The organism is Ottowia caeni, assembly GCF_050821495.1.
Lineage (GTDB): Bacteria > Pseudomonadota > Gammaproteobacteria > Burkholderiales > Burkholderiaceae_C > Ottowia > Ottowia caeni.
This window is the reverse complement of record NZ_CP151080.1, coordinates 2,215,746-2,238,873: the sequence shown is the minus strand read 5'-3', so window position 1 is coordinate 2,238,873 and position 23,128 is coordinate 2,215,746. Positions and strand designations below refer to the sequence as shown.

General features: G+C 61.1%; 20 protein-coding genes and 2 pseudogenes. 15 read left to right on the top strand and 7 right to left on the bottom strand.

From position 1 onward, the window contains the following. Positions 1–254: 254 nt before the first annotated feature. Positions 255–1,145 (bottom strand): LysR family transcriptional regulator, encoded by an 891-nt coding sequence (locus AAAK34_RS10845; RefSeq protein WP_231693347.1) that lies wholly within the window; start codon positions 1,143–1,145, stop codon positions 255–257. A gap of 123 nt (positions 1,146–1,268) precedes the next feature. On the opposite strand from AAAK34_RS10845, the gene AAAK34_RS10840 reads away from it, so the two are divergent. From AAAK34_RS10840 to AAAK34_RS10825, 4 genes are all read left to right on the top strand, one after another. Then, the gene (locus AAAK34_RS10840; protein ID WP_431778017.1) at positions 1,269–2,408 is read left to right on the top strand and encodes an MBL fold metallo-hydrolase; all 1,140 of its coding nucleotides are present in this window, start codon (positions 1,269–1,271) and stop codon (positions 2,406–2,408) included. 162 nt (positions 2,409–2,570) lie between these two features. Beyond that, on the top strand, positions 2,571–3,683 hold the full coding sequence (locus AAAK34_RS10835) for an alpha/beta hydrolase (RefSeq protein WP_231693052.1): 1,113 nt from the start codon (positions 2,571–2,573) through the stop codon (positions 3,681–3,683). A gap of 216 nt (positions 3,684–3,899) precedes the next feature. Further along, a complete protein-coding gene (locus tag AAAK34_RS10830) occupies positions 3,900–5,030 on the top strand; it encodes an MFS transporter (RefSeq protein ID WP_431777261.1) in 1,131 nt (376 codons plus the stop codon). 27 nt (positions 5,031–5,057) lie between these two features. Further along, on the top strand, positions 5,058–5,621 hold the full coding sequence (locus tag AAAK34_RS10825; protein WP_231693050.1) for a cyclophilin-like fold protein: 564 nt from the start codon (positions 5,058–5,060) through the stop codon (positions 5,619–5,621). Positions 5,622–6,288: 667 nt separating this feature from the next. On the opposite strand, the gene AAAK34_RS10820 is transcribed toward AAAK34_RS10825, so the two are convergent. After that, positions 6,289–6,699: a hypothetical protein gene (locus AAAK34_RS10820; RefSeq protein ID WP_231693049.1), complete on the bottom strand. Its 411-nt coding sequence runs from the start codon at positions 6,697–6,699 to the stop codon at positions 6,289–6,291. Between the two features lie 386 nt (positions 6,700–7,085). On the opposite strand from AAAK34_RS10820, the pseudogene AAAK34_RS10815 reads away from it, so the two are divergent. Beyond that, a pseudogene (locus AAAK34_RS10815) lies at positions 7,086–7,247 on the top strand (type IV toxin-antitoxin system AbiEi family antitoxin domain-containing protein); the annotation flags it as partial. A 452-nt stretch (positions 7,248–7,699) separates the two neighbouring features. Next, positions 7,700–8,548 carry a nucleotidyl transferase AbiEii/AbiGii toxin family protein gene (locus AAAK34_RS10810; protein ID WP_231693047.1) on the top strand — a complete coding sequence of 283 codons (849 nt, stop codon included), beginning with the start codon at positions 7,700–7,702 and terminating at the stop codon, positions 8,546–8,548. A gap of 232 nt (positions 8,549–8,780) precedes the next feature. Here AAAK34_RS10810 and AAAK34_RS10805 read toward each other — a convergent pair whose 3' ends face one another. Next, entirely contained in the window at positions 8,781–9,509 is a 729-nt protein-coding gene (locus AAAK34_RS10805) for an HAD-IA family hydrolase (RefSeq protein WP_231693046.1), read from the bottom strand. A gap of 314 nt (positions 9,510–9,823) precedes the next feature. On the opposite strand from AAAK34_RS10805, the gene AAAK34_RS10800 reads away from it, so the two are divergent. From AAAK34_RS10800 to AAAK34_RS10775, 6 genes and pseudogenes are all read left to right on the top strand, one after another. Continuing rightward, entirely contained in the window at positions 9,824–10,990 is a 1,167-nt protein-coding gene (locus AAAK34_RS10800; protein ID WP_231693045.1) for an ABC transporter substrate-binding protein, read from the top strand. A gap of 11 nt (positions 10,991–11,001) precedes the next feature. Beyond that, entirely contained in the window at positions 11,002–12,033 is a 1,032-nt protein-coding gene (locus tag AAAK34_RS10795; RefSeq protein ID WP_431777260.1) for an adenosine deaminase, read from the top strand. After that, positions 12,018–12,413, top strand: a complete 396-nt coding sequence (locus AAAK34_RS10790) for a helix-turn-helix domain-containing protein (RefSeq protein ID WP_231693044.1) — start codon at positions 12,018–12,020, stop codon at positions 12,411–12,413. The genes AAAK34_RS10795 and AAAK34_RS10790 overlap by 16 nt, the downstream gene beginning before the upstream one ends. 59 nt (positions 12,414–12,472) lie before the next feature. Further along, positions 12,473–12,949: pseudogene (locus AAAK34_RS10785) on the top strand (ABC transporter ATP-binding protein); the annotation flags it as partial. A gap of 340 nt (positions 12,950–13,289) precedes the next feature. Further along, positions 13,290–14,177: an ABC transporter permease gene (locus AAAK34_RS10780; RefSeq protein WP_431777259.1), complete on the top strand. Its 888-nt coding sequence runs from the start codon at positions 13,290–13,292 to the stop codon at positions 14,175–14,177. 130 nt (positions 14,178–14,307) lie between these two features. Beyond that, entirely contained in the window at positions 14,308–15,330 is a 1,023-nt protein-coding gene (locus AAAK34_RS10775) for a 2-oxoglutarate and iron-dependent oxygenase domain-containing protein (protein WP_231693041.1), read from the top strand. 94 nt (positions 15,331–15,424) lie between these two features. Here AAAK34_RS10775 and AAAK34_RS10770 read toward each other — a convergent pair whose 3' ends face one another. Beyond that, positions 15,425–15,604: a hypothetical protein gene (locus AAAK34_RS10770; protein ID WP_431777258.1), complete on the bottom strand. Its 180-nt coding sequence runs from the start codon at positions 15,602–15,604 to the stop codon at positions 15,425–15,427. A gap of 572 nt (positions 15,605–16,176) precedes the next feature. Between AAAK34_RS10770 and AAAK34_RS10765 the strand changes: the two genes are divergently transcribed. The 3 genes from AAAK34_RS10765 (at position 16,177) to AAAK34_RS10755 (ending at position 20,332) form a co-directional block, all read left to right on the top strand. Continuing rightward, positions 16,177–18,129, top strand: coding sequence for an MASE3 domain-containing protein (locus AAAK34_RS10765; protein WP_431777257.1), 1,953 nt, complete (start codon positions 16,177–16,179; stop codon positions 18,127–18,129). Between the two features lie 100 nt (positions 18,130–18,229). Then, positions 18,230–19,642, top strand: a complete 1,413-nt coding sequence (locus AAAK34_RS10760) for a putative bifunctional diguanylate cyclase/phosphodiesterase (protein ID WP_431777256.1) — start codon at positions 18,230–18,232, stop codon at positions 19,640–19,642. A 174-nt stretch (positions 19,643–19,816) separates the two neighbouring features. After that, the gene (locus AAAK34_RS10755) at positions 19,817–20,332 is read left to right on the top strand and encodes an META domain-containing protein (RefSeq protein ID WP_431777255.1); all 516 of its coding nucleotides are present in this window, start codon (positions 19,817–19,819) and stop codon (positions 20,330–20,332) included. Positions 20,333–20,349: 17 nt separating this feature from the next. On the opposite strand, the gene AAAK34_RS10750 is transcribed toward AAAK34_RS10755, so the two are convergent. The 3 genes from AAAK34_RS10750 to AAAK34_RS10740 are packed head-to-tail and all read right to left on the bottom strand — an operon-like array spanning position 20,350 to position 23,065. Then, positions 20,350–21,324, bottom strand: coding sequence for a tripartite tricarboxylate transporter substrate binding protein (locus AAAK34_RS10750; RefSeq protein ID WP_231693037.1), 975 nt, complete (start codon positions 21,322–21,324; stop codon positions 20,350–20,352). Positions 21,325–21,365: 41 nt separating this feature from the next. Then, on the bottom strand, positions 21,366–21,689 hold the full coding sequence (locus AAAK34_RS10745) for a DUF4387 domain-containing protein (RefSeq protein WP_231693036.1): 324 nt from the start codon (positions 21,687–21,689) through the stop codon (positions 21,366–21,368). A 14-nt stretch (positions 21,690–21,703) separates the two neighbouring features. After that, positions 21,704–23,065, bottom strand: a complete 1,362-nt coding sequence (locus tag AAAK34_RS10740; RefSeq protein WP_231693035.1) for an acyclic terpene utilization AtuA family protein — start codon at positions 23,063–23,065, stop codon at positions 21,704–21,706. Positions 23,066–23,128: the final 63 nt, after the last annotated feature.

Here is a 23,128-nt window from a genome sequence, read left to right as displayed (position 1 = left end):
CTTCCAAGCGCACCGACTGTTGCCAGTCGTGTCAACATCATGACGTCACGCTCTGTGGCCAACAGCTGTCATCCAAAGAGGTGAGATCTCCTCATGCCGAACGACGGGTTTCAACTGTGCAAGCGGCGTTCGGTAAATACCATTGCCGAACGTTCATTTTGTACGTCCACTGCTTCTGATTGCTATCCACGGTTTGCGCGAGTCGGCGTGTGCGTGAACACCGGGACTCTCTGGAAGCTCTGCGCATCCGGCAATCAACCGGACATCCGCAGCGCATCAATCACCAGTTTGAGCGCCCGTGACGATGCCCGGCGGCTGGGGTAATAGGCGTGCAGGCCGGGCCATTTAGGCCAGCTGTTCGGCATCACCCAGCACAGGCGACCAGCCTCCACATGCGGTCGCAGAGTGCCTTCGGTCATGAAGACCAACCCGCAACCGTCGATCGCCGCGTTGAGCATCTGGGTCACGCCGTTGCAACTGACCTGGCCATCCAGCTTGACGGTGACATCCTTGCCCTCTTTGACCAGTTCCCAGGCGTACACGCCCCCGCTGCTCAGCCGCAGCGTGATGCAGTTGTGCCGGGTCAGATCCTCCACCGTCTGCGGCGCTCCCCGAGCCTGGAGGTAGCTGGGCGAGGCCGCGATGGCGGCCCGCTGGTCGGGACCGATGCGCACGGCAATCATGTCCTTGGCCACCTGATCACCCATGCGCACGCCGATGTCGAACCGCTCGGCCACGATGTCCACCAGCCGGTAATCGGCCGAGAGTTCGATCTTCAGATCCGGGTGCTCCCGCAGCAGCGGAGCCAGCTTGGGCCACAGCACCTCATCAATGGCCTGATCAATCGCCGTGATGCGGATGGTGCCCGCGAGCTTGTCGCGGTACTCGCGCACCGCCGCGATGTCCGAGGCAACTTCTTCCAGCCGCGGAGCCACGTGCTGCAGCAACTGCTCGCCTGCTTCGGTGGGGGAGACGCTGCGGGTCGTGCGCGTCAGCAGCCGCACGCCGATCTGCTCTTCCAGCTGGCGGATGGTGTGGCTCAGGGTGGACTGGGACAACCCCAGTTTGACGGCGGCACGGGTAAAGCTGCGCTCTCTGGCCACGACCACAAAGGCATGAATGTCGTTGAGGTTTTCCATTTTAATTGATCGAAATAGGCCATGAGTTCATACGGATTGTGCCACCTAGTCAGATCAATAGGCCGTCGATAAAGTCCCCACTGTCGTTTCACAAGGTGTGTATTCACACAGAAAGTCGGGTTGGTCAAAGTGGTCAAAACAGGTGTCACAAGGCGATGGTTCCGAGGAGCAGCAGCTTCGGTCGTGCTGCTGGGCACCGCCTTGGGCGGGGCGGCTGGCCTATACCTGCAACGGGCTGAGTTTGGCCAGGCGCCAGACGGAGAACGTCTGCAGACCATCCAGGGCTCACCCAACCAGACGGACGGGGTGTTTCACAACGCCATCCCCACCCCCACGCTGGCAGAAGGGCAAAGCCTGCCGAGCGTGATGTGGGCCAACCTGACCCAGAAGGCCGAACACCTGGCCCCAGCGCAAGCGCTGCCCTTCGTCAACACCGACCTGCGTGCCTTGCCGCTTGAGCGCGACGTCGTGGTCTGGCTGGGGCACTCGTCTTACTACCTGCACATCGGCGGTCAGCGGGTGCTGATCGACCCCGTGCTCAGCCACTTCGCGGCACCGGTCTCCTTCGCCAACCGGGCCTTCCCCGGCAGCAACCCGTACCGGGCCGAAGACATCCCGGACATCGATCTGCTGCTGATCACCCACGACCACTATGACCACCTCGACCACGCCACCCTGACCGCGCTGCGCCCGCGCATTGCCCAGACCATTACCGGTTTGGGTGTGGGGTCCCACCTGCGGCACTGGGGCTTTGCGCCCGAGTCGGTGAGCGAGGGCGACTGGATGCAGCGCTTCGATCTGGCCAGCGGGCTGGCGGTTCACTTGCTGCCTGCGCGCCACTACTCGGGGCGCTCGCTCGTGCGCAACCGCAGCCTCTGGGTCGGGTTCGCTCTGAAAGCACCCGCCCGCAGCCTCTTCTTCAGCGGCGACAGCGGTTACGGGCCGCACTTTGCCGAGATCGGACAACGGCTGGGTGGCTTCGATCTGGCCGTGCTCGATAGCGGGCAATACGACCCGCGCTGGCCCTACATCCACATGAATCCCGAAGAGGCCGTGCGCGCCACCGCTGATTTGCGCGCCGCAGCACTGCTGCCCGGCCATGTGGGCAAGTTCGCCATGGCACGCCATGCGTGGGACGAGCCGTTTCAACGCCTGGTGGCGGCCAGCCGGTCCCAGTCACTGCGCCTGTTGACCCCGGTGTTGGGCGACCCCGTCCGGCTGGACGAACCGGGCCAGACCTTCGCAGCCTGGTGGGCGGCCATCCGCTGACCTGTTCGCAAAACGCACCATGACCAACGCCCACACCACCAAAGCCTACGGCGCCGCTGCGGGAGCCCATCCGCTGGAGCCCATGAAGAGCGTCAAGCACCGCTTCGTGTTCAACCACGCAACCCTTGCCGCCTGATGGGCGGCCCAACCGGAGAACTCAACATGAACTCACTCAAAAAAGCCGATGATGCCATCACCCAACAGGAATCGACCGCCGTCGGACGCCGCAACATGCTGAAAATGACCGGCAGCGGCATCGCCGCATTGGGCGCTGGCTTGCTCGCAGCCAATCAGGCGACGGCTCAGACCCCGATCAAACTCGGCACCACCTGGGACAAGACCTTCGCCAAGAGCGACAAGGTGGGCCACAAGAAGGTCAGCTTCAGGAACCGCTATGGCATCACCCTGGCCGCCGACCTCTACGTGCCGAAAAATGCCAGTGGCAAGCTGGCGGCGCTGGCCGTGGGCGGCCCCTTTGGTGCGGTCAAGGAACAATCCTCGGGCCTCTACGCACAGACGATGGCCGAGCGGGGTTTCATCACCCTGGCCTTTGATCCTTCATACACCGGCGAGAGCGGCGGCGAGCCGCGCAATGTGGCTTCACCGGACATCAACACCGAAGACTTCAGCGCCGCGGTGGACTTCCTGGGCCTGCATGCCCGTGTGGACCGTGCGCGCATCGGCATCATCGGCATTTGCGGCTGGGGCGGCATCGCTTTGAATGCTGCTGCGGTGGACAAGCGCGTCAGGGCTGTGGTGGCCAGCACCATGTACGACATGACCCGTGTCATGTCCAAGGGCTACAACGACGGTGTGACCCTGGAGCAGCGCACACAAATGCTGGAACAACTGGGCCAACAGCGCTGGAAGGACGCGGAAAAAGGCAGCCCAGCCTACCAACCGCCCTACAACCTGCTCAAGGGTGGCGAAGCGCAGTTCGTGGTCGACTACCACGACTACTACATGAAGCCGCGCGGCTACCATCCGCGCGCGGTCAACTCCGGGAACGCCTGGTCGCAGACCACGCCGCTGTCGTTCATGAACATGCCGATCCTGACCTACATCGCGGAAATCTCGCCGCGTCCGCTGCTGCTCGTTCACGGCGAAAAAGCCCATTCGCGCTACTTCAGCGAAACGGCACATGCCGCCGCGAAAGGCCCGAAAGAACTCCTGATCATCCCGGGCGCCAGCCACATCGACCTGTATGACCGGGTGGATGTGATCCCGTTCGACAAGCTGACATCCTTCTTCAAACAGCACCTGGCTTCGGTCTGACCGTTGAAGCGAGGCCCATAGAGGTGTTTGATGCGCCCGCCCCGTGACCAGCACGACCGCGGTCACAACGCTATGTCCGTCCAACAGACGCACATGGCGTTTTCTTGGCAAAACGAGGCTCCACAAAGACGCCATGACACCCATCCCATCCGACCCCCCGTCGGGGCCCCATTCGAAACCCCGGAGCGCCCCGCCCATTGGAGCGGCGTCTTCGCCATGTCGCTGTGCGTGTTCGCGCTGGTCGCCTCCGAGTTCATTCCCGTCAGCCTGCTGACCCCGATCGCCACCGACCTTAGGATTACTGAGGGGATGGCCGGCCAAGGCATCACCATCTCCGGCGCTTTGGCGGTGCTGACCAGCCTGTCGATCTCGACCTTGGCCAGCAATCTGGATCGCAAGACGCTGCTGCTGGCCCTGACCGTTCTGATGGGCATTTCAGGCGTCATCGTGGCCCTGGCGCCGAACTACCCGACCTACATGGCCGGTCGCGCGCTCATCGGCGTGGCGATCGGCGGCTTCTGGTCCATGTCCGCGGCCATGGCGATGCGACTTGTGCCGCCGGACCAAGTGCCCAAGGCACTGGCCATCTTCAATGGCGGCAATGCCCTGGCGGTGGTGATTGCTGCGCCGCTGGGTAGCTACCTCGGCGCTCTGATCGGCTGGCGCGGTGCGTTCTTCGCCTTGGTGCCAGTGGCATTGATCGCATGGGCCTGGCAATGGATCGCCTTGCCGACCATGAAAGCGGATGCGCGCCTGTCCGGCTCAGGCAATGTGTTGAAGCTGCTCAAGAACCGCACCGTGGCCTATGGCATGGCCGGGTGCGGCGCCTTCTTCATGGGACAGTTCGCGCTGTTCACCTACCTGCGCCCCTTCCTCGAAACGGTCACTCACGTCAGTGTGTTCACGCTGTCGCTGTTGCTTCTGGTGGTCGGTGTGGCGGGCTTCATCGGCACCCTGGCCATCGGCACGCTCCTCAAACGGGGCTTGTACGGTCCGCTCATCACCATCCCAATCCTCATGTCGGTCATTGCATTGGCCTTGATCCCGTTCGGAGCCTGGGTGGTGCCTGTGGCCGTGCTGCTGGGCCTGTGGGGATTGATCGCTACAGCCACACCTGTGGGCTGGTGGAACTGGATTGCGCAGGCGATGCCGAACGAGGCAGAGGCCGGTGGTGGTTTGATGGTGGCGGTTATCCAGCTCGCCATCGCCTTGGGCTCCAGCGTTGGCGGCGTGCTGTTCGATGCCAGTGGTTATCAGGGCACTTTCGTCGTGAGTGCGGTGGTGTTGTTGATCGGCGCCTTGCTGACGTTTCAAACCTCCCGAATGCAGGCGCAACATGTCGCCTGATCAATGTGCACCTTGCAAGGAGAATCCATGACCGACAAAACCCTTGATCCTGGCACAGGCCATCCACACGCTCGGCTTGACACGACACCACTTCTTGATGTCTGGCGCTGGTGGACCAAACAACGGCTTGGCCTGCTGCTTCTGCTTGCACTGAACTGCGGTCATGCCACCCATGCGGCCAGCCCCGTGGCATCCTCTGGCGCCGTGCCGGGTACCGCTCAGACATCCCGGAATTCGGAAGCGTCACGCCTGTGGATGACCGTGGGCGAACGCCGCTTCGCCATCACCCTGGCCGACACCAAGGCCGCTCGCGCCTTTTCCGCCATTCTGCCGCTGACACTGGACATGGAAGAACTCAACGGCAACGAGAAGAAGAAGGATCTACCGGACGCGCTGCCCACAGAAGCGACCAGGCCCGGCACCATCCGCAACGGCGACCTCATGCTGTGGGGATCGCGCACGGTGGTCATTTTTTATCTGACCTTCGATTCGTCCTACTCCTACACGCGCCTCGGCCGCGTGGACGACCCAGCGGGACTTGCGCAGGCACTGGGGCGACGCGATGTGCGGGTGGTGTTTTCTAGGGACTAAAGCAGACTCTTCGTCCGGCCATAGGTCTTGAAGGATTCACAAGTCAGGGTCGATCAAGCGCAGTGGCCCGGCTGTCAGATGTATAGCGGTTCGTGAAGTCCGGATCCATTGTGGTCCAGAGACTTAAAAAGCCGCGAACGTGAGATCGTCGCCTTCGCAAGCAGCCACTTTGCGGCCGATGCTGCCAGAGATTGACCTGCACCCGTTCGACCGGTGGCGAACGTCGAGTTTCAGGTGTAGAGCTGCCCTCCACCCCAGCGAATCCTGAGTTACCGTTCTGGGCAGCCACCAACATTCGTCTGACAAATTCGAGTGGCCACACCCAGCCTTGAACGGGAATATATCTTGGTGCCGGTGAACCCTCGTTTCAGGTCAACATCAAAGTGCTACCCCCATCATCGCCTGACCTCATGATCTACAACCGCCCCCGTTCGCGTCGGTTGTGTAGGGTATAGCGGAATCCTGGACAGCCCGACCGGAAGGGATGATCCCTGCAGGAACAATGCGATCGATCCGGCCAGTTCCACGTCTCTAGCATCCGGTGACTTGGCCAGGGCCTGACCAATGTGCAACCAGGCACGCAGCGCCTCTGTACGGGTGGTCCGCGATTTCCGGCTGCTCTTGTCCTCAGGTCTGGCTTTCCGCAGCCGCCCGTCCTCCCTGGCCTTCAGCCGCCAAAGATGTTCCGGCTAAGGCTGGAGAGCTTCGCGTTGGACTTGATGAGTTCAACGATTTCCGCGGTGCGGCTTGCGCCTGTGGTCAAGGCAGGAACACCCGTGATCAAGCCTGCCAGGTAGGCATCACGCGAGATCTGCGCGATGTGCGCTCCGACAGCCAGCCGCTTGGCCTCGGGGGTTGTCAATCTGATTGACAACTGGACCCGGGGCGCATGCGACGCGCCAAGGCACCCGGTATCGACGACCAACTGAGGAACAGACTCGGACTGTCCGAGTTCACGGGCCACAGCCCGACGAACCAGTACCGACACGCTCTCCCGGCGGGCCTGAGCGCAGCTCACCAGCGCGGCCTTGAGGCCGCGCATATCGACCGTGATGAAATCAGGGTTGCGGGTGTCCATGGGTCCTCCAAAGGTCAAACGTGAGCGAAGCGAGTCGTTTGTGAAATCGGCGGCGGGCCGCCTATCACTGCACTCATCCATGCAGACAGTCTGCCCCTGGATCGAGCACCCTGACGTGCTGGATTCGGGCGGAAATCCAGTGCGGAACTCGGGCGCTGAGGCGCCTAAGATCGCCTCAATCCCTCGATACGGTCGACTCAGCAGCACGAAGACTGAACAAGCTGAACCACCAGCGAACCGCCAGTGCACAAACTGAACAGGGAGTGAACAGGGAGTGAATCGCCACTGCATAGGTACTGAACCAGACGCTCGACCGAATCCAGGTGTTTGTTTCTTTATCTAGTTATTTGTTGACAAATAACTAGCTTTAGCAACAAACTGCATGAATGATCCATGGCAAAAACTCAACGATGGAAAACGCCGTGCTCGCACTCGCCGAGCGCCGGCCTCTTCTGCGCGCGCGCGACCTGACCGCGCAGGCACTGCCAACCGTTGTGCTCAGCAGGCTGGTCGCCGCAGGCAAGCTGGAGCGTGTGGCACGTGGCGTCTACAGCCTGCCGGGGCGTGCACTCAGCGAACACCGGTCCCTGGCCGAAGTAGCCCTGCGGGCGCCGCGTGGTGTCGTGTGCCTGCTGTCTGCGCTGCGCGTCCATGGCATCGGCACCCAGGCGCCGTTCGAGGTCTGGTTGGCGATTCCTCCGCACACACCCACACCCCGACTGGACCAACCGGCGCTGCGTGTGGTGCGCATGTCGGGCCCGGCCCTCACTGAAGGTGTTGAACCCATCGACATCGATGGCGTGCAAGTCCCGGTTTTCAACGCCAACAAGACGGTGGCCGACTGTTTCAAGTATCGCAACAAGATCGGCCTGGACGTGGCGCTGGAGGCGCTTCGCGACGGCTGGGCGCAGCGCAAGCTGACCATGGATGCGCTGTGGCACTACGCTTCGGTCAACCGCGTGGCCAATGTGATGCGGCCCTACCTGGAGAGCGTGACAGCATGAGCCGCAACCTGGCCGCCTCCATCCGAGCCCGCTTGAAGCAACGTGCCGATGCCAGGAAGCAGGACTTCAACCTGATCCTCACCCACTACGGGCTGGAGCGGTTGCTGTATCGACCGTCGATCTCACCCCATGCCGGCAACTACCTGCTCAAGGGTGCGCTGCTGTTTTCGCTGTGGTACGACCGGCCACACCGGCCGACGCGCGACGCGGACCTGCTGGGTTTTGGACCGGACGACATCTATTCTGCCGTTGCAGCCTTCCGTGAGATCTGTGCAATGGAGGTGGAAGACGGCATCGCGTTTGACCTCGCTTCGGTCAAGGGCTCGGTGATCCGCAAGGAGGCGGGCTATGGCGGTGTGCGGATCGACCTGATGGCGAAGCTGGACGGCGCTCGCATCACGCTGCAGGTGGACATCGGTTTTGGCGATGCGGTCACACCCGCGCCCGAATTGGTGAGCTACCCGGTGTTGCTTGAAGACCTGCCAGCACCGCAATTGCGCTCGTACCCGAAATACACAGTGGTAGCCGAGAAGTTTCATGCGATGTGCCTGCTCGGCATGGCCAACACCCGGATGAAGGACTACTTCGATCTATGGGTGCTGCTCACCGAGGATGCCCTGGAATCGACAGAACTGCGCCGCGCCATCGGCGCCACCTTTGCTCGACGGCAACTGCAGGTGCCGGACACAACACCTTCGGGCTTGAGCGATGCATTCGCACGGGATGCCGTGAAGACAGCGCAATGGATTGCGTTCCTGAAAAAGAACCGGCTGCAGGCGCTCAATCTAGTGGACGTTGTCACCCTGCTGCGCGATGAGTTTCAGAAGCTGCAAAAGCAAGGCTGAAAGGCCTGATGGTACTTTTGGTGGTACCTCAAACTTCAGATCAAAGAAAAATGAGGTTACATGCGCCTTCCAGCCGATGATGTGAACGACGCCCTCGCGCAGGTCGTACCGCCTTGTTACGAAGTGGGCACATGCTAGAAATCCCGACCCAGCTCGGTGGCAACCCACTAGGGGCAGATGGCGCGGGAGGCGGAAGTGCAGTGAATGGTAAAGCTCGAGATGTCTGATGTTTTCAGATGGACAAGGCGCGGCACAGGTCACGCAGATCGTTGATGGTGAGGTGGGGCCGTAGAGGCTCGTGCTCCCAGATGTGATCCGTGCGGTTGACCCAGGCCAGTTGCATGCCGGCACGCAGGGCGCCTACGCCGTCCAGGTGCGCATCGTCTCCGATGTGCAGCACCTGCCCGGGGGCCACGCCGGCGGCGTCGGCCGCCGCCAGAAAGATCCGGGCGTCAGGCTTGCCGACCCCGAACTCACGCGCGCTGATGGCCGCCCTGAAGTGCCCGCCGATGCCTACGCGGTGCACGTCTGCGTTGCCATTGGACACCGCCACCACGGGGTAGCGGGCGCTCAGGCGCTCCAGCGCCGGCATGGCGTCCTCAAACAACTCCACCCGCTGACGTTCCGCAAAGAACACCTCAAACGCAGGTTCGGCCAGCGCCGGATCGTCACCGGCCCGCTCCAGCAGCACTCGAATGCTCTCGCGGCGCTGGGCACTGAGATCGTGCGCCAGATCAGACCGTGCCCGCACCACCTGCTCACGCACGGCCCGCAGCATTGACCGGTCGGTGGCCAGAGCCGCTGTGGCCGGTGCGTGCTCGCCCAGCCAGCGCTGCAGCACCTCCTCGGCACGGGCAATGGTCGGCCAGATGGGCCAGAGCGTGTCGTCCAGGTCGAGCGTGATTGCGCGCACACGGCCAGGATCGAACGCCGCAAAGGAATGGGAACCAGAAATATTCATGTCTGCGAGAGGATAGCGCAAGGCTTTAAGTGTGCGCCGATCTTGTGGAACGGGATCTCGCCGCGCTCGGGCAACTGACCCAGATCCCGCGGAACTTGAGGTCGCGCAGCGTGCCGAGGGTGGAGGTGGAGGCGGATGCCACAGGCCCTATTGCCCATACAGCCCACAACAGGCACGGAGCTTGCTTTTCTCCAAGTGTCGCAGTGACTTTAAAAGATCTAATTTTTAGAGCACATGACTAGAAATTGTGATGTTTATTCTGCTTTTCTCAGTGCTATCGTGAACCGCAAATGCTCTTGAAAGGACCGTTTTCCATGACCGCTTTGTCCCGTTCCCGCGTCGTTGTGACCCATCGGCGTGCAGGCGTGCACGCCTTTGGTGCCAAGCGTCGTGCCTTGCCCGCGCTGCTGCTTGCAATCTCTGCGCTAGGCACTGTGGCCGTCTCGCCCGCCCACGCCCAGGTCGCCAAACCTCTCAAGCCAGTGAAGATCGCGCTAGGCACGCAGGTGGTGAACGTGACCTATCCATGGCTCACGCTGCCCATTGCGCTGGGCTACTGGAAGGAGGAGGGTTATGACGTGCAGGTGGTCACGGTAGGAGGGTCACTGCAGGGCATCCAGCAGATGGTGGCAGGTGGCGTGCAGTTCGCGCAGCTCAACTCCACCGGCCTGATCCAGGCCAACACCGACAATAACCTGCCCGTGCGCGGCCTGATGGGCACCGGCGCCATCGACTGGGGCATCGGCGTCCTCGACAGTGGTCCCATCAATTCCGTGGCGGACCTCAAGGGCAAGAAGATCGGCGTGTTCAGCCTTGGGACGGGCGGCGTGCCGTTGCTCAAGGGCCACCTGCGCTCCAATGGCATCGACCCCGACAAGGATGCCTCGATTATCGCCACCGGTGCGGGTGCACCGGCGCTAGAGGCACTGCGCGCCGACCGTGTGCAGGCCCTGATGTTCTGGGGCTCGGCGCTCACAGGATTCGAGAACGCCGGAACCAAGCTACGCGTGCTGCACGACCCCGCGTGGCGTAAGCTGCCGGACTTCACCTTTGGCACCATGCAGAAAACCATCGACAGCGACCCTGCCATGGTGGAGGCCATCGCGCGCGGCGCCGCCAAGGCCACGTTGTTTGCGATGACCAACCCCGAGTGCACGCTCAAGATCCACTGGAAGAACTTCCCCAGCACCAAGCCCACGGGCGCGGACGAGGCTACGCTGATCAAGAACGACTTGGCCCTGCTCAACAGCCAGCTCGACACGCTGAAGGCGGCGCACGAGATGCACGGCGGCAAGTTCATCGGCGCCATGGATCCGGCTGCCTACGGCCGCATGCAGGACTTTATGATGAAAGAAGGCCTGATCAAGAAGACCGTGGCACCCGAGAGCTTCCTCATCGCCAAGCCCGGCTTCGTGGAGGCCATCAACCGCTTCGACCGCAACGCCGTCATCGCCGCCGCCAAGGCGTGCACAGGCCTGTGAGGGCTGGCGCTTTGACACCCGCCGCCTTCATCGCCGCCCTGCCCAAGGCAGAGCTGCACATGCACATCGAGGGCTCCATCGAGCCCGAGCTGTTCCTTGAGTTGGCCGAACGCAATCGAGTGGAGGTGCGCTGGAAAGATGTGGACAGCCTGCGCGCCGCGTACGATTTCCAGAACCTGCAGAGCTTCCTGGACCTGTACTACGACGGCTGCCGCGTGCTCTTGAACGCGCAGGACTTCCACGACGTCACGCGCGCCTACCTCAAGCGGGCGCATGCCGACGGGGTCATCCACGCCGAGATGTTCCTGGGACCACAGGGCCACACGGAACGAGGTGTGGCGTTGGGCACGGCGCTAGATGGCGTGTTGTCTGCGATGCGGGCCGCCGAGCATGAAGATGGCCTGTCCAGCGGGCTGATCCTGCTGGCACAGCGCCACCGCAGCGAAGAGGAGGCATTGGAGATGTTCGAGCAGGCCATGCCCTGGCGCGAACACCTGTTGGGCTTCGGTCTGGGCGGCGCGGAGGTCGGCAACCCACCCTCGAAATTCGCGCGCTTCTTCGCGCAGTGCCGCGAGCGCGGCTTCCGCGTGGTGGCGCATGCTGGCGAGGAAGGGCCCGCCGCCTACGTGCGTGAGGCGGTGGAGCTGCTGCATGTGGATCGCATCGACCACGGCAACGCCAGCATTGGTGACGAGGCCCTGCTGCGCCTGCTGGCAGCCAGCCAGACCCCGTTGACCGTGTGCCCGCTGTCTAACCTGCGGCTCAAGGTCTCGAAAGACCTGGCCTCACATGCGCTTCCCAAGCTGCTGGACGCTGGCCTGTGCGTGACATTGAATTCGGACGACCCGTCATTCTTTGGTGGCTACATCAACGACAACTACCTGCAATGCCAGCAGGCCTACGGTTGGTCTCCCGCGCAGCTGGTGCAGCTCGCGCGCAACAGCCTGCTAGCCTCCTTCCTGCCGCAGGCCCGCCGCCTAGAGGAGGTCGCGCGGCTCGACGCTTTCGCGGCACTGGCACCGCAACAATGGAGCGCCGTGTGATTCCTGGCAACGCACTGCGGTACTTCGCCGAGGTGGTGCGCAGCGGCTCGCTGCGTGCAGCCTCCGAACGGCTGTTCGTGGCGGCCTCGGCGATCAGCCGGCAGATTACCTTGCTAGAGGATGAGGTGGGTGTGCCCCTGCGGGAGCGCAGCCGTGGCCGAGTTGCCATCAAGCTCACGGCGGCGGGCGAGTGCTTGATGCGATGTGTAACCCAGACCGACCACGAGTTCGAGCGGGTGCGAGCCGAGATCGAATCCCTGAAGGGCCTGCGTAAGGGCCACATGCGTGGGCGAGCCGCTTCATGGGCCAGCTCCGCAGTCCCTGAGCATATGTGTGTTCGACGGCCGCAACTTCAGCCCTATCACCGCCATCCTCATTGAACAGCTCAAGGAAGAGCTCGACAAGCTCGAATGAACACCCAAAATCACTGAAAGACGCCATGGAAACAGTTGCCGAAAGGCCCCCCACAGCTGCGAATGCACAAGCCTCGCCCGCCTTTGCATTCGAGCACCTGCACAAGACCTTCCGTTCCAAGGATGGAGGCACCGTCACCGCCCTGCACGACGTGAGCTTCCCCGTGAAGAAAGGTGAGTTCGTGACCGTCGTGGGCCCCAGCGGCTGCGGCAAGAGCACGCTGCTGCGCATCCTGGCCGGCCTTGAGCGTGCCAGCAGCGGGCGTGTGCTGCTGGGCGGGCGGGCCGTGAGCGGACCCACGCGCGACGTGGCCGTCGTGTTCCAGGCACCCGTGTTGCTGCCATGGCGCACGGTGCTGCAGAACGTGCTTGTGCCCGCCGAGGTCCAGGGGCGTGATGCGGCCACATCGCTGGCGCGCGCGAAGCATTACCTGCAACTCGTGGGGCTGGAGAACTTCGCCACCAAGTACCCCAACGAACTCTCGGGTGGCATGCAGCAGCGCGTGGGCATCGCCCGTGCGCTGGTCAACGACCCGCTGCTGCTGCTCATGGACGAGCCCTTCGGTGCACTGGACGCGATGACGCGCGAGAACATGAACCTCGAACTGCACAAGATCCGCGAGCGCACGGGAGCCACCATCATGTTGGTCACGCACAGCATTCCCGAGGCCGTGTTCCTGGGGGACCGCGTGGTCGTGATGTCGCCCCGTCCGGGTCGCGTGACCCAGGTGGTCGACGTGGACCTGCCCCCCAGCGCACGCTGGACCTCATCAACACCGACCGCTTCGGTGCCTATGTCTCAGGCATCCGCGCGAACCTCAATGCTGCAGGAGGACTCGACTGATGGCCGCGATCCAGGGAAGTCCGGCCATGCCGACCGCCACAAACCCCACACACTACGATGCGTCCGCCACCACGGTGCCGCCAGACGATACCAACGAACACGGCCGGCTAACCCCGGGCCGCAAGCACCTGCTCGTAGGCGGCGTGCTGGTCGCCATGCTAGTGCTGTGGCACTTGCTGGTGACGCTGCTCGATGTCCCCGAGCTGATCTTCCCCACGCCCTTGAGCGTGGCGCAGTCGCTGTACGAGGGCCTGGCTTCGGGCGAGATCGTCACACATGGCGGTGTCACGCTCTACGAGATCCTGATGGGCTTCGTAATCGGGGCCCTGCTGGGCCTGCTGCTGGGCGCGGCCATCGGACAAAGCACGCTTCTGGAGGCCGTGCTGTACCCGTATGTCGTGGCCTTCCAGACCATGCCCAAGGTGGCGATCGCCCCGCTGTTCGTGTTGTGGTTCGGCTTCGGCGTGACGTCGAAGATCATCATCACGGCGGCCATAGTGTTCTTCCCCGTGCTCGCGAACACCATCGTGGGCCTGCGCTCGGCGCCGCGCGACCAGATCGACCTAATGACGGCCTTCACCGCCTCGCAGTGGCACATCTTCCGCATGGTGCGCGTGCCGCATGCGCTGCCCTTCGTGTTCGCGGGGCTGGACATCGGCATCGTGCTGGCCGTGATCGGCGCCATCGTCGGCGAATTCGTCGGTGCGCAGGCCGGACTGGGCTACCTGATCATGCAGCGCAACTTCTCGATGGATGCAGCCGGCATGTTCGCGATCCTGATCGTGCTGTCGGTCATCGGCATCGTCCTGCACAGGAGCATGCAGTTCATCGCGCGACGAGCGATCTTCTGGACGGACACCCACAGCGACCTGTCGCGCGGCTCCTAGCCGGAGCGGCGGTCACCCCTGCATTCAACCACGGGGCCGGTACCAATCGGCCGAGCCCCCCAACTATGGACCTGGTGCCACGGCCAAGGATCCACGCATCTCCACCCACGCAACCCTAGGAGTTCTCATCATGCAGACAGAATCCCCCTTCACGGCCGCACCGCGGCGCGCCTCCGCCACCGAAGTTCCCGTGCTCGACTTGGGCGACTGGATCGCGGGTGGCTCCCCCGACGAACTTGTGCGCCAGCTCGACGCCGTGTGCACCAGCACGGGCTTTCTCTATGTGCGCAACCACGGCATTCCGCGCGCGGTGGTCGATGGTGTGTTCGAGGCCACCCGCCGCTACTTTGCGCTCCCGGTGGAAGAGCGCATGCGCGACAAGATCGACGAGCGCTTCCGCCGCGGTTTCATGCCCTATGGCGTCACGCAGCACCCGGGCCACAAGCCCGACCTGAAGGAAAGCTACGAACTGGGCGTGGACCTTCCTCTGGACGATCCTGACGTCCAGGCCGGCCTGCCGCTGCACGGCCCCAACCGCTGGCCCGCCGAAGCGCCCTGGCTGAAGGAAGCGGCCGAAGCCTACTTCGCCCACACCACGGCCTTGGGCAAGCGGCTGCTGCGCCTGTTCGCGCTGGCACTGGGTGAGAAGGAAGAGTTTTTCCTCCAATGGTGCAACAAGCCCATGGTGCAGTCGCGCCTGTTCCACTACCCGCCGCAGGACTCGCCCACCGACATTGAGCTAGGCGCGGCCAAGCACACGGACTACGGCATGATCACCATCCTCGCGCAAGACCCCATCGGTGGCCTTGAACTTTGCAAGCGCGACGGCGAGTGGATCGCTGCCCCCTGGATCGAGGACACGCTGGTAGTCAACCTCGGGGACATGTTCAAAGTCTGGACCAACGACCGCTATGTGTCCAACCCGCACCGCGTGGTCAACCGCACGGGCCGCGAGCGTTTCTCCATCCCCACCTTCTTCAACCTAGAGTACCACACGCCCGTGGCCTGCCTGCCCAGCTGCCAGTCGGTGGACAACCCGGCGAAGTACGAGAAGGTGCTCGCAGGCGACTACCTCGTGAAGCGCTTCAAGGAAGTGCAGAAGTACAAGACGCCGGCACAGCTAGCGGCGGAGGCGGAGGCCGAGGCGGCCTGAGCCTCACAAGCTGTAAATGCATCGATCGCGCCCGTGACGGGGTGCGCCAGGGTACAGGCGAAGGCGCGGGTGCAGGCCGCCGCAGGGGCTTGTGTCAAAACAAGCACTGGAAGGCCCGCACGTCCCCTGGCCCCGGCCCGGAGTGCCGAGACGCTGCGCACGGCACCTGCAAGGGCGCATCAGCAACCATGCCCTCCACCTCCACACCCTGGGCAGACAGCAGCTTGGACAGCAGCTTATCGAGCAACTGGTTGGCTTTTTCAGAGCCAACCAATCCGCCTCGTCTTGACCGTGTACTGGATTGAAGCAGCCTACTAACAAGCTGCTGGAATACTCACCGGCGCGCGAGCCTCTTCCTCGTCCCTTTGCGTATTTCACGCACCAGAGGTGTCGTTAAAGTGGTTTGTGCAGAAGTGGCCATTGCTCCCTCTCCTTTCGGGAGAGGGTTGGGGTGAGAGAGCGCGCCCAAAGACAGTCTCAGATCACGCGCCGCTGCCCTCACCCTGGCCCTCTCCCGGAGGGAGAGGGAAGAAGAATGAGGCCATTCTGCGACACCCTCTGAAGCCTCCGCATCTTGAAATTCAGCGTCCCATGTAGGCACTTTTCGCCTCCTCGAGCCCGTTTCCTTGCGCTCTTGCGTTCATGTCTGCCCCTGCAGACGGATTTATCCCGAGTTGCTAACGGAGTCAACGGCAATTTGCGGCCTTTTTCGCTCCCTGAACAGCCCTATTCTCTAGCAAATAGCACCCAGCCCCCTGATCACGCGCATGCGCCTTAATTAAGTTGTTATGCTTCGTTCTGCAGACGAATTCGACAAACAAGGTCTGGCGCACTACCAAATAGCCAATGGCATTCTTTTCCGTCCACCCGAGCCATAGAGGCCAGGTTCGCTCCATGCGTATCTGGTTGATAGTGCTATTGGTTTTCATGATGGGGGCACTCTGGCTGCCTGAGCCGCATGAAGCGCGAGGTTTGGCCGGGTACGTCCCATTGCACACAACGCTGGAAGTATTCGCCATAGCTGTGGCAGCCATGGTGTTTGGCATATCCTGGACTACCCAGAAGTTTCGCAACGATGGGCGAACTATGTTGACCGGGGTGGTGTTTCTGGGCGTTGGTCTGTTGGACCTGAGTCACACCCTGTCGTTCCAGGGCATGCCCGACTTCATCACTCCGAATGGTCCTGGAAAGTCCATCAACTTCTGGTTTGCTGCTCGCAGCTTGGCAGCACTGGGCATGCTCTGGTTGGCCTTCTGGCCTCAAAGTTGGAATCCCATTCTGAACCGAGTACCCCGCATGGGTGCGCTGGCAGTTACGCTGGGGATTGTGGCTTTGGCGAATTTGGTCACTCTTGCCTGGCCAGAGGCTTTGCCGGAAACATTCAACGCAGAAACCGGATTGACGCCTTTCAAGCGACTGTATGAGCTGGCGCTGATTTCTGCCTACATGTTGGCCGGCCTCGGGTTCATGCTCCGGTTGAGGCATCGTGAAGCGTTCGGTGCAGCCTTCTTGGCCGCAACGGCCCTGACCATGGCCATCAGCGAGTTTTTCTTCACCGTTTACACCGATGTCGCCGATGTCTACAACCTGATGGGGCACGTTTACAAGCTACTGGCTTACGGCGTTCTCTATCAGGCCCTGTTTGTCGACTCGGTACAGAGCCCCTTCATAGCCCTTCAGTCAGCACAAGCCCGCCAGCGAGCCATTCTGGAGACGCTGCCCGATATTCTTTTCGAAGTCGACCGAGAGGGCACGTGCCATGCTGTCTACACCTCTCAGCTTGGAAAACTGGCGGTTCCGCCATCCAACGCGACTGGAAGGAATCTGAATGACATGCTGCCTCAAGACGTGGCGGAGCGCAGCATGGCTGCCATCGAAGAAGCCCACCAAAATGGTATTTCGCGGGGCACTCGCATTGAACTCGTTGTTCCAGAGGGGCCGCATGTTTTCGAGCTATCAGTAGCACGTGCGCCGCAGTTGCTACCGGGAGGCACAGAGGGCTTTCTGGTGCTGTCACGCGACGTGACCTCCACCGTTCGGCAAGAAGAGCGCATTCGTTTTGAAGCCGAGGTCAACGCGGCGCTTTTAGACCTTCAAGAACAGCTGTCGGAAACGGACGAAGCGACAGTTTTGCGCCTGGCGCTGGATCACGCACGCAGACTTACGGGCAGCAAGCTGGCCTTCATGCACTCGGTGTCTCAAGACGGGGCCAAAATGGAGCTGGTAGCCTGGGATGCAGATGAGTCCTTCCTTGGCAAAGGTCAACAAGAGATTCCTGCGTGGTGCAAAGATACGACGGCGCTATGGGCAAACGCGTTGCATCAATCGGAACCTGTGGTGTACGACGCCGGCAGTGCGTTGTTTTCAGAAGGGTCACACGGCAAACCACTCGAGTCAGGTACTGCCTCACCCAGGACCATGCTTAGCGTGCAGGCACTGGAGGCCAAGCGTGTTTGCATGATTCTTGTCCTGGCCGAGCGCGACACCCCCTACACCGAACCCATGGTGCATGCCCTGCGCATGTTGGCCTCTGAGGTGTGCGGCCTGGTAAAACGCAAGCGCCAAGATGATGAAATTCATCTCTTATCGACGTCGCTGGAACAAAGCCCGTTTCCAATCATCATTACAAATGCCGAAAGATGCATCCAGTATGTGAACCCGGCCTTTACCAAACTGAGCGGCTACTCCGCATCAGAAGTACTCGGAAGCAACCCAAACATACTCCAATCCGGCGAAACCCCCGCAGATTTACCAAGGGCTGTGGTCGCGACTGAACCAGGACCTGACTTGGGAAGGTGAGTTCACCAACCGCCATAAAGACGGATCCATTTACATACAGCGGGCGCTTCTCTACCCTGTTCATGACAACGCGAATCGGCTGACTCATTACGTTGCGCACATGGAGGATGTCACCTCCCGCAAGCTGGCCGAAAAAAGGATTCAGGAGTTGTCTTCTTTCGACCCGCTGACGGGCTTGTTCAATAAACGGGCCTTTGAGGAGCAACTCTCTGGCGCACTGGAGCAAGTTGAAAAACCTGAAGGCAAAGTGGCTCTGCTCTGGTTCAATCTGGACAACTTCAAAGCCGTGAACGACTCCATGGGCCGTGCGGTCGGCGACGAGGTACTGCTGAAGTGCTCCAAGCGTCTACGTCAAGCCTTTCCTCCTCCGGCCATACTGGGCCGATACTCAGGCGACAGTTTCGCAGCGGTGGTATCAGGTGCTGATCAATCTGCACTGGCCTTGCTGGCGCAGAATGCCTTGAGGAATCTTCAGCAAAGTATGGTGGTCAACGGCAGCAGTCTGCTGTTGAGCGCCTCCGTGGGCATTGCAACTTACCCTGATGATGCAGTGAGCCCCAGCCTGCTGACCACAGCTGCCGAGTCGGCCATGCGCCGCGTGAAGGAAGAAGGACGCAACGGCTTTCGCTTTTTCGCTCCAGACATGCAAGCCCACAGCCAGAGATCCCTGGAGCTGGCGGCTGATCTACGCCTGGCCGCGCAGCGGGGTGAATTGCACATGGTGTACCAGCCTCAGTGCACTCTGCGCAACCAGAGCCTTGCGGGGGCAGAGGCTCTACTGCGATGGAATCACCCAAAATGGGGGCCACTTTCCCCGGCTGAATTCATTCCTTTGGCTGAACAGACGGGAGCCATCGTAGAAATAGGTTTGTGGGTTATAGAGCAGGTGGTCAAACAATGGCGCAGTTGGCACGATTCGGGGCTAGATGTGAACTTTGTCGCGATAAATTTTTCCGCCATTCAGTTCGCACAACCTGACTTGCTAGATCAGTTGGACCGCATCGTGAAGAAACACGATGTGCAGCCGCAGCGGCTAGAGATTGAGCTCACGGAAGCTGTGGCCTTGCGGGATCCTGTTGGGGCCGGCAACAAGATTCAAAAATTGCACAAGATGGGTTTTCGCGTGTCGATCGACGATTTTGGCACCGGCTACTCATCAATGAGCTACCTGAAGCGATACTCGCTTGACAAGCTGAAAATCGACCAGTCTTTCATTCGGGATCTGACCATTAACAAGAGTGATCTGGCCATTGTCACCGCCATCGTCAACATGGCTCATGCCCTGGACATCAGCGCGATTGCTGAAGGTGTAGAAACGCAGGAACAGATGGAATTACTGCGAACCGCCGGCTGCGACGAGATCCAGGGATACTTCTTTGCACGTCCCCTTGCTCCCGAGGACTTTGAGGCGTTTGCGCGACAGCTTAACAGCCCTGTCTCCGGAAAATCTTCTACGGAGGCTGCGGCAGACAGGGTAGCTGACACGGGCAGCCCTACGCCACCAGCGCACTGACCCGCCGCTATTTCGCAGTAGCGAATCAGGCCAATATTGATCCGGCCAAGCAACCTCAGCGCCGTTCTGACTAAGGTTCGGTCGAACGGCAATGAGGTAAATGAGCATCTCTCCTACTTGGCTAGAGGGTATGTTGAGGTATTGTGGGCATTCTCGAAACTACAACATCTGCCCATGCGCCCTCTCCTTCACAGCGTGTTCAAAACACTGCCTGCCTTCACATTGGCAGCATTGATGACGGCTTGCGTCAGCATGCCGCAAGGAGCCCCCATGGTGTCCGCACCTTCTTCAGCCGAGGCATCGAAGCAACTGCAGGCCTACTTCTGGGACTTGAAGGCTGCCTACGATAGCCAAGGCCAAGCCATGCCGCACAAAAATTCAAGCGGGCAGCCGGCGCCAAGGCTGCAGTTTGACGCCCAAAAGGTGTCGCTTCAGAACCTATGCAACATGATAGGTGCCAACTACACACTAAAAGATGGGCATCTGGAGATCAGCGTTCCCATGTCCACCAAGCGAGCCTGCGTGGACCGCGACCTGATGACCCTGGAACAACGCATGACCACGCAGTTGCCACAGGTGCAGCGATTTGATTTTTCTGGGGGTGCAGCGCCGAACCTGGTACTTCGCTTTGCTGACGGCAGCCGCTGGGAATTTGCCGGCACACCCGCCCCTCAAAATCAAAGATACTAGGAGCCTGCCTCAACCTCCTACTCAGCCACGATCTTCTTCTCGACTGCGATTTTCTTCCAAAGGGCCAGGTCGCTCTTGACCCTTTGAGACACTTCTGCCGGCGAGAGTGACATGGACGTTGCGCCGTCGGGTTCGAGCAGTGCCCGCACTTCTGGTGCTTTGGCGATCTCGGAAAGCTCCTGATTCAGGCGCGCAACGAGAGCTGGCGGGGTGGCTGCAGGCGCGAGTATGGCCACCCAGATGTTGGCAGCGAAACCGGGCACCGCGCTGGAGATGGGCGGAAGATCAGGGAATGCCGGGTTGGCCTGCGCAGACGTCACGGCCAGCGCACGCACTTTCCCTGATTTGATCTGTGAAACCACTGAGGTGTAGTTCGAGATCATCATGTTGATCTGACCACCCGCCATATCCATCAAGGCATTGGCCGCCCCTTTATAGGGAACGTGCGTCATTTTGAACTGCCCGGCATCGGCCAGCATTTCGCTGGCCAGATGAGCAATGGAGCCTGTACCCGAGGTCCCGTAGGTCAGCGTACCTGGCTTCGCCTTGGCCAGCGCAATCAACTCTTCAATAGACTTTGCTGGCGTCGCCGCACTCACAGCCAGAAGCATGGGTCCGTCGCCAATGATCGAGACCGGCGCGAACGCCGTGACCGGGTCATAGGGCATTTTTATCTGAGTGGCCGCCGCCGTCAGGAAAGTTGACGAAGTCAGCAACAGCACCGAACCGTCAGCCGGGCTCTTGGCCACGTAGTCGGCGCCGATCACGCCCGCCGCACCCGGCTTGTTTTCAACGATGACGGTGTTGCCTAGACGCCTGGACAACAATGGAGCGATCGCCCGCGCCATGGCATCGTTGCTGGCACCGGCTGAAAACGGCACGACGATCTTCATCATGGCGGGTAGCTTGGGCCCTTCTACTTGGGCCAAGCCGATCAACGGAAGGCTTCCGGCGGCAAGTACAAGCAGGCGGCGTACTAGTGAAACTGACATGGTGGTCTCCTCTGTAAAATTTAAACGGTGGATATCAGGTTTCAGCCGGGGATCATGACGTCGAGCAATGGAGCATATTGCTGCGCGCCAAAGATATCTCCGTCGCCAGCGCTTCCGCTGGGCCGCTCTCGGTAAATCGTGAACTTGATCGCCAAGCCCGGGTCGTACTCCACGAAATCGCTGATACGTGCGGGATCTAAACGGTAGAGATCAGCCATGCTCTGCCGATTGATCGCCCCAGAACGCTTCACTCGCTCGTAAACTTGCGGCTCACGGAAAATAATGTCAAAGGTGATTTTGTTGACACCCGCGTTCTTGCTGCGGATCGTCTTGGCCAGTTCGCTCAATTTTGCTGCTTGGGTCATCTGGGGTACCTCGTTCAAACGCCGGCTTCGGTCATGTGGGTAGGAAAGAGCTCCATCGGGTCGTCGACCTCAACGGTGTGGTTCAGCGTCCAGCGATAGGCGGCACTGGCGTGCAGAACTTCGTCCAGCGGGAAAGCCACGGAACCTGCAGTTCCCTTGACATCAGGCAGGCGGGCATAGAACATCTGGCGCAGGCCGATCATGGTCACTTCCTCGGCCATTTCGCGTGTGGGTGCCACGCCTTGCACCATGACACACAGTTCATGCCCGGGCTTGTCGCGCAGAGGCTCCAGGACGCCCATGACGCCGTCGCGGCCATAAACGTTGTAGTGCAGGCTATAGCCTTCGGTGCCGAACCGCGCCTTGACCTGATCACGCGCCCATCCAATCACGGCGTCCACATTAGCCACCGTGTATGGATCGCGAATGCCGCAAATTCCGACATATCGCTCGCCTACTTTGCCGGCACCTTCTAACTTGACCTTGATTTTGGCGTCAGGCAGGAAGCGGGAGCCGGTAATGCGTGTGGTTCGCTCGCTGATCTGCTCGTAATTGCAGTGCGTCATGTCGAGCTTGCCACCGGCGAAGAACTCCTCGTAGGGGTTGGAGCGCTCATACATGGCATGGCCTGAGACTGAGGCAATGGTGCAGCGCTGCTCCGGATGCATGGCCGTGACACGCACATCGTCTTGCGAGATCTCACCCATCACGGTTTCTTTGCCACCATAGGGCTCTGCACAGAAGGAGGCGCATTCCAGCACCTTGCCCAAATAATAAGCACGATCCTCAGGGAAGCCGTGGTGCAACGCAGGTGCAGCAAACACGGCGGCATCAGAGCTACGCCCCCCAATGATGACGTCAGCACCTTGCTTCAGCAAGTGCATGTAGGGGTGAACGCCCGCCATGGCGACAATGCGGTCAGTGGCATCCAGTTCGCTCAGGGTAAGGTCAGCGAACCCATCAAGACCCCGAATCACGGAGCCTTTTGCCATGCGGGAACGCAGTTCTTTGTTGCTGACCTCTGAATAAAAATAGCCCAGGCGGAACTTCGGCAGGCCGTGTTTCAGCGCGAGCTCCTTGATGATGGTGACATACATGTCCACCCGGCTGTTGCTGCCCGTGTCGCCAGCCGAGCCGATGATCATGGGTACGCCGAGCTTGCGAGAGGCCAGCAGCATATGCTCCAGATCCTGGCGCTGCCAAGCCTGGGGGCTGGTGGATGTATCTGAGCCCAGCGGAACGGGGCCCACGTCGTCGCTGCCAGAGTCCGCCGCGATGTAATCAGGAGAGGCTTGCACGCCAATCTGAAAGCTCTCGGTTCTCAGTGGCGCAAATCCAAGGTGCCCATTAGGGCAAATGATCTTAAGGGAGTCCATGCTGCCTTTCTCGCTTCGTTGTTTCGAATGCGAGTGTTATTGCAGCATGCGTGCCAAATGAAA

Bases quoted from the DNA above. Each gene is read 5' to 3' on its own strand.
- AAAK34_RS10835 (WP_231693052.1), top strand. From the start codon at position 2,571: ATGAACTCACTCAAAAAAGCCGATGATGCCATCACCCAACAGGAATCG.
- AAAK34_RS10830 (WP_431777261.1), top strand. From the start codon at position 3,900: ATGTCGCTGTGCGTGTTCGCGCTGGTCGCCTCCGAGTTCATTCCCGTC.
- AAAK34_RS10825 (WP_231693050.1), top strand. From the start codon at position 5,058: ATGACCGACAAAACCCTTGATCCTGGCACAGGCCATCCACACGCTCGG.
- AAAK34_RS10820 (WP_231693049.1), bottom strand. From the start codon at position 6,699: ATGGACACCCGCAACCCTGATTTCATCACGGTCGATATGCGCGGCCTC.
- AAAK34_RS10810 (WP_231693047.1), top strand. From the start codon at position 7,700: ATGAGCCGCAACCTGGCCGCCTCCATCCGAGCCCGCTTGAAGCAACGT.
- AAAK34_RS10805 (WP_231693046.1), bottom strand. From the start codon at position 9,509: ATGAATATTTCTGGTTCCCATTCCTTTGCGGCGTTCGATCCTGGCCGT.
- AAAK34_RS10800 (WP_231693045.1), top strand. From the start codon at position 9,824: ATGACCGCTTTGTCCCGTTCCCGCGTCGTTGTGACCCATCGGCGTGCA.
- AAAK34_RS10790 (WP_231693044.1), top strand. From the start codon at position 12,018: ATGGAGCGCCGTGTGATTCCTGGCAACGCACTGCGGTACTTCGCCGAG.
- AAAK34_RS10780 (WP_431777259.1), top strand. From the start codon at position 13,290: ATGGCCGCGATCCAGGGAAGTCCGGCCATGCCGACCGCCACAAACCCC.
- AAAK34_RS10775 (WP_231693041.1), top strand. From the start codon at position 14,308: ATGCAGACAGAATCCCCCTTCACGGCCGCACCGCGGCGCGCCTCCGCC.
- AAAK34_RS10765 (WP_431777257.1), top strand. From the start codon at position 16,177: ATGGCATTCTTTTCCGTCCACCCGAGCCATAGAGGCCAGGTTCGCTCC.
- AAAK34_RS10760 (WP_431777256.1), top strand. From the start codon at position 18,230: ATGGAGGATGTCACCTCCCGCAAGCTGGCCGAAAAAAGGATTCAGGAG.
- AAAK34_RS10755 (WP_431777255.1), top strand. From the start codon at position 19,817: ATGCGCCCTCTCCTTCACAGCGTGTTCAAAACACTGCCTGCCTTCACA.
- AAAK34_RS10750 (WP_231693037.1), bottom strand. From the start codon at position 21,324: ATGTCAGTTTCACTAGTACGCCGCCTGCTTGTACTTGCCGCCGGAAGC.
- AAAK34_RS10745 (WP_231693036.1), bottom strand. From the start codon at position 21,689: ATGACCCAAGCAGCAAAATTGAGCGAACTGGCCAAGACGATCCGCAGC.
- AAAK34_RS10740 (WP_231693035.1), bottom strand. From the start codon at position 23,065: ATGGACTCCCTTAAGATCATTTGCCCTAATGGGCACCTTGGATTTGCG.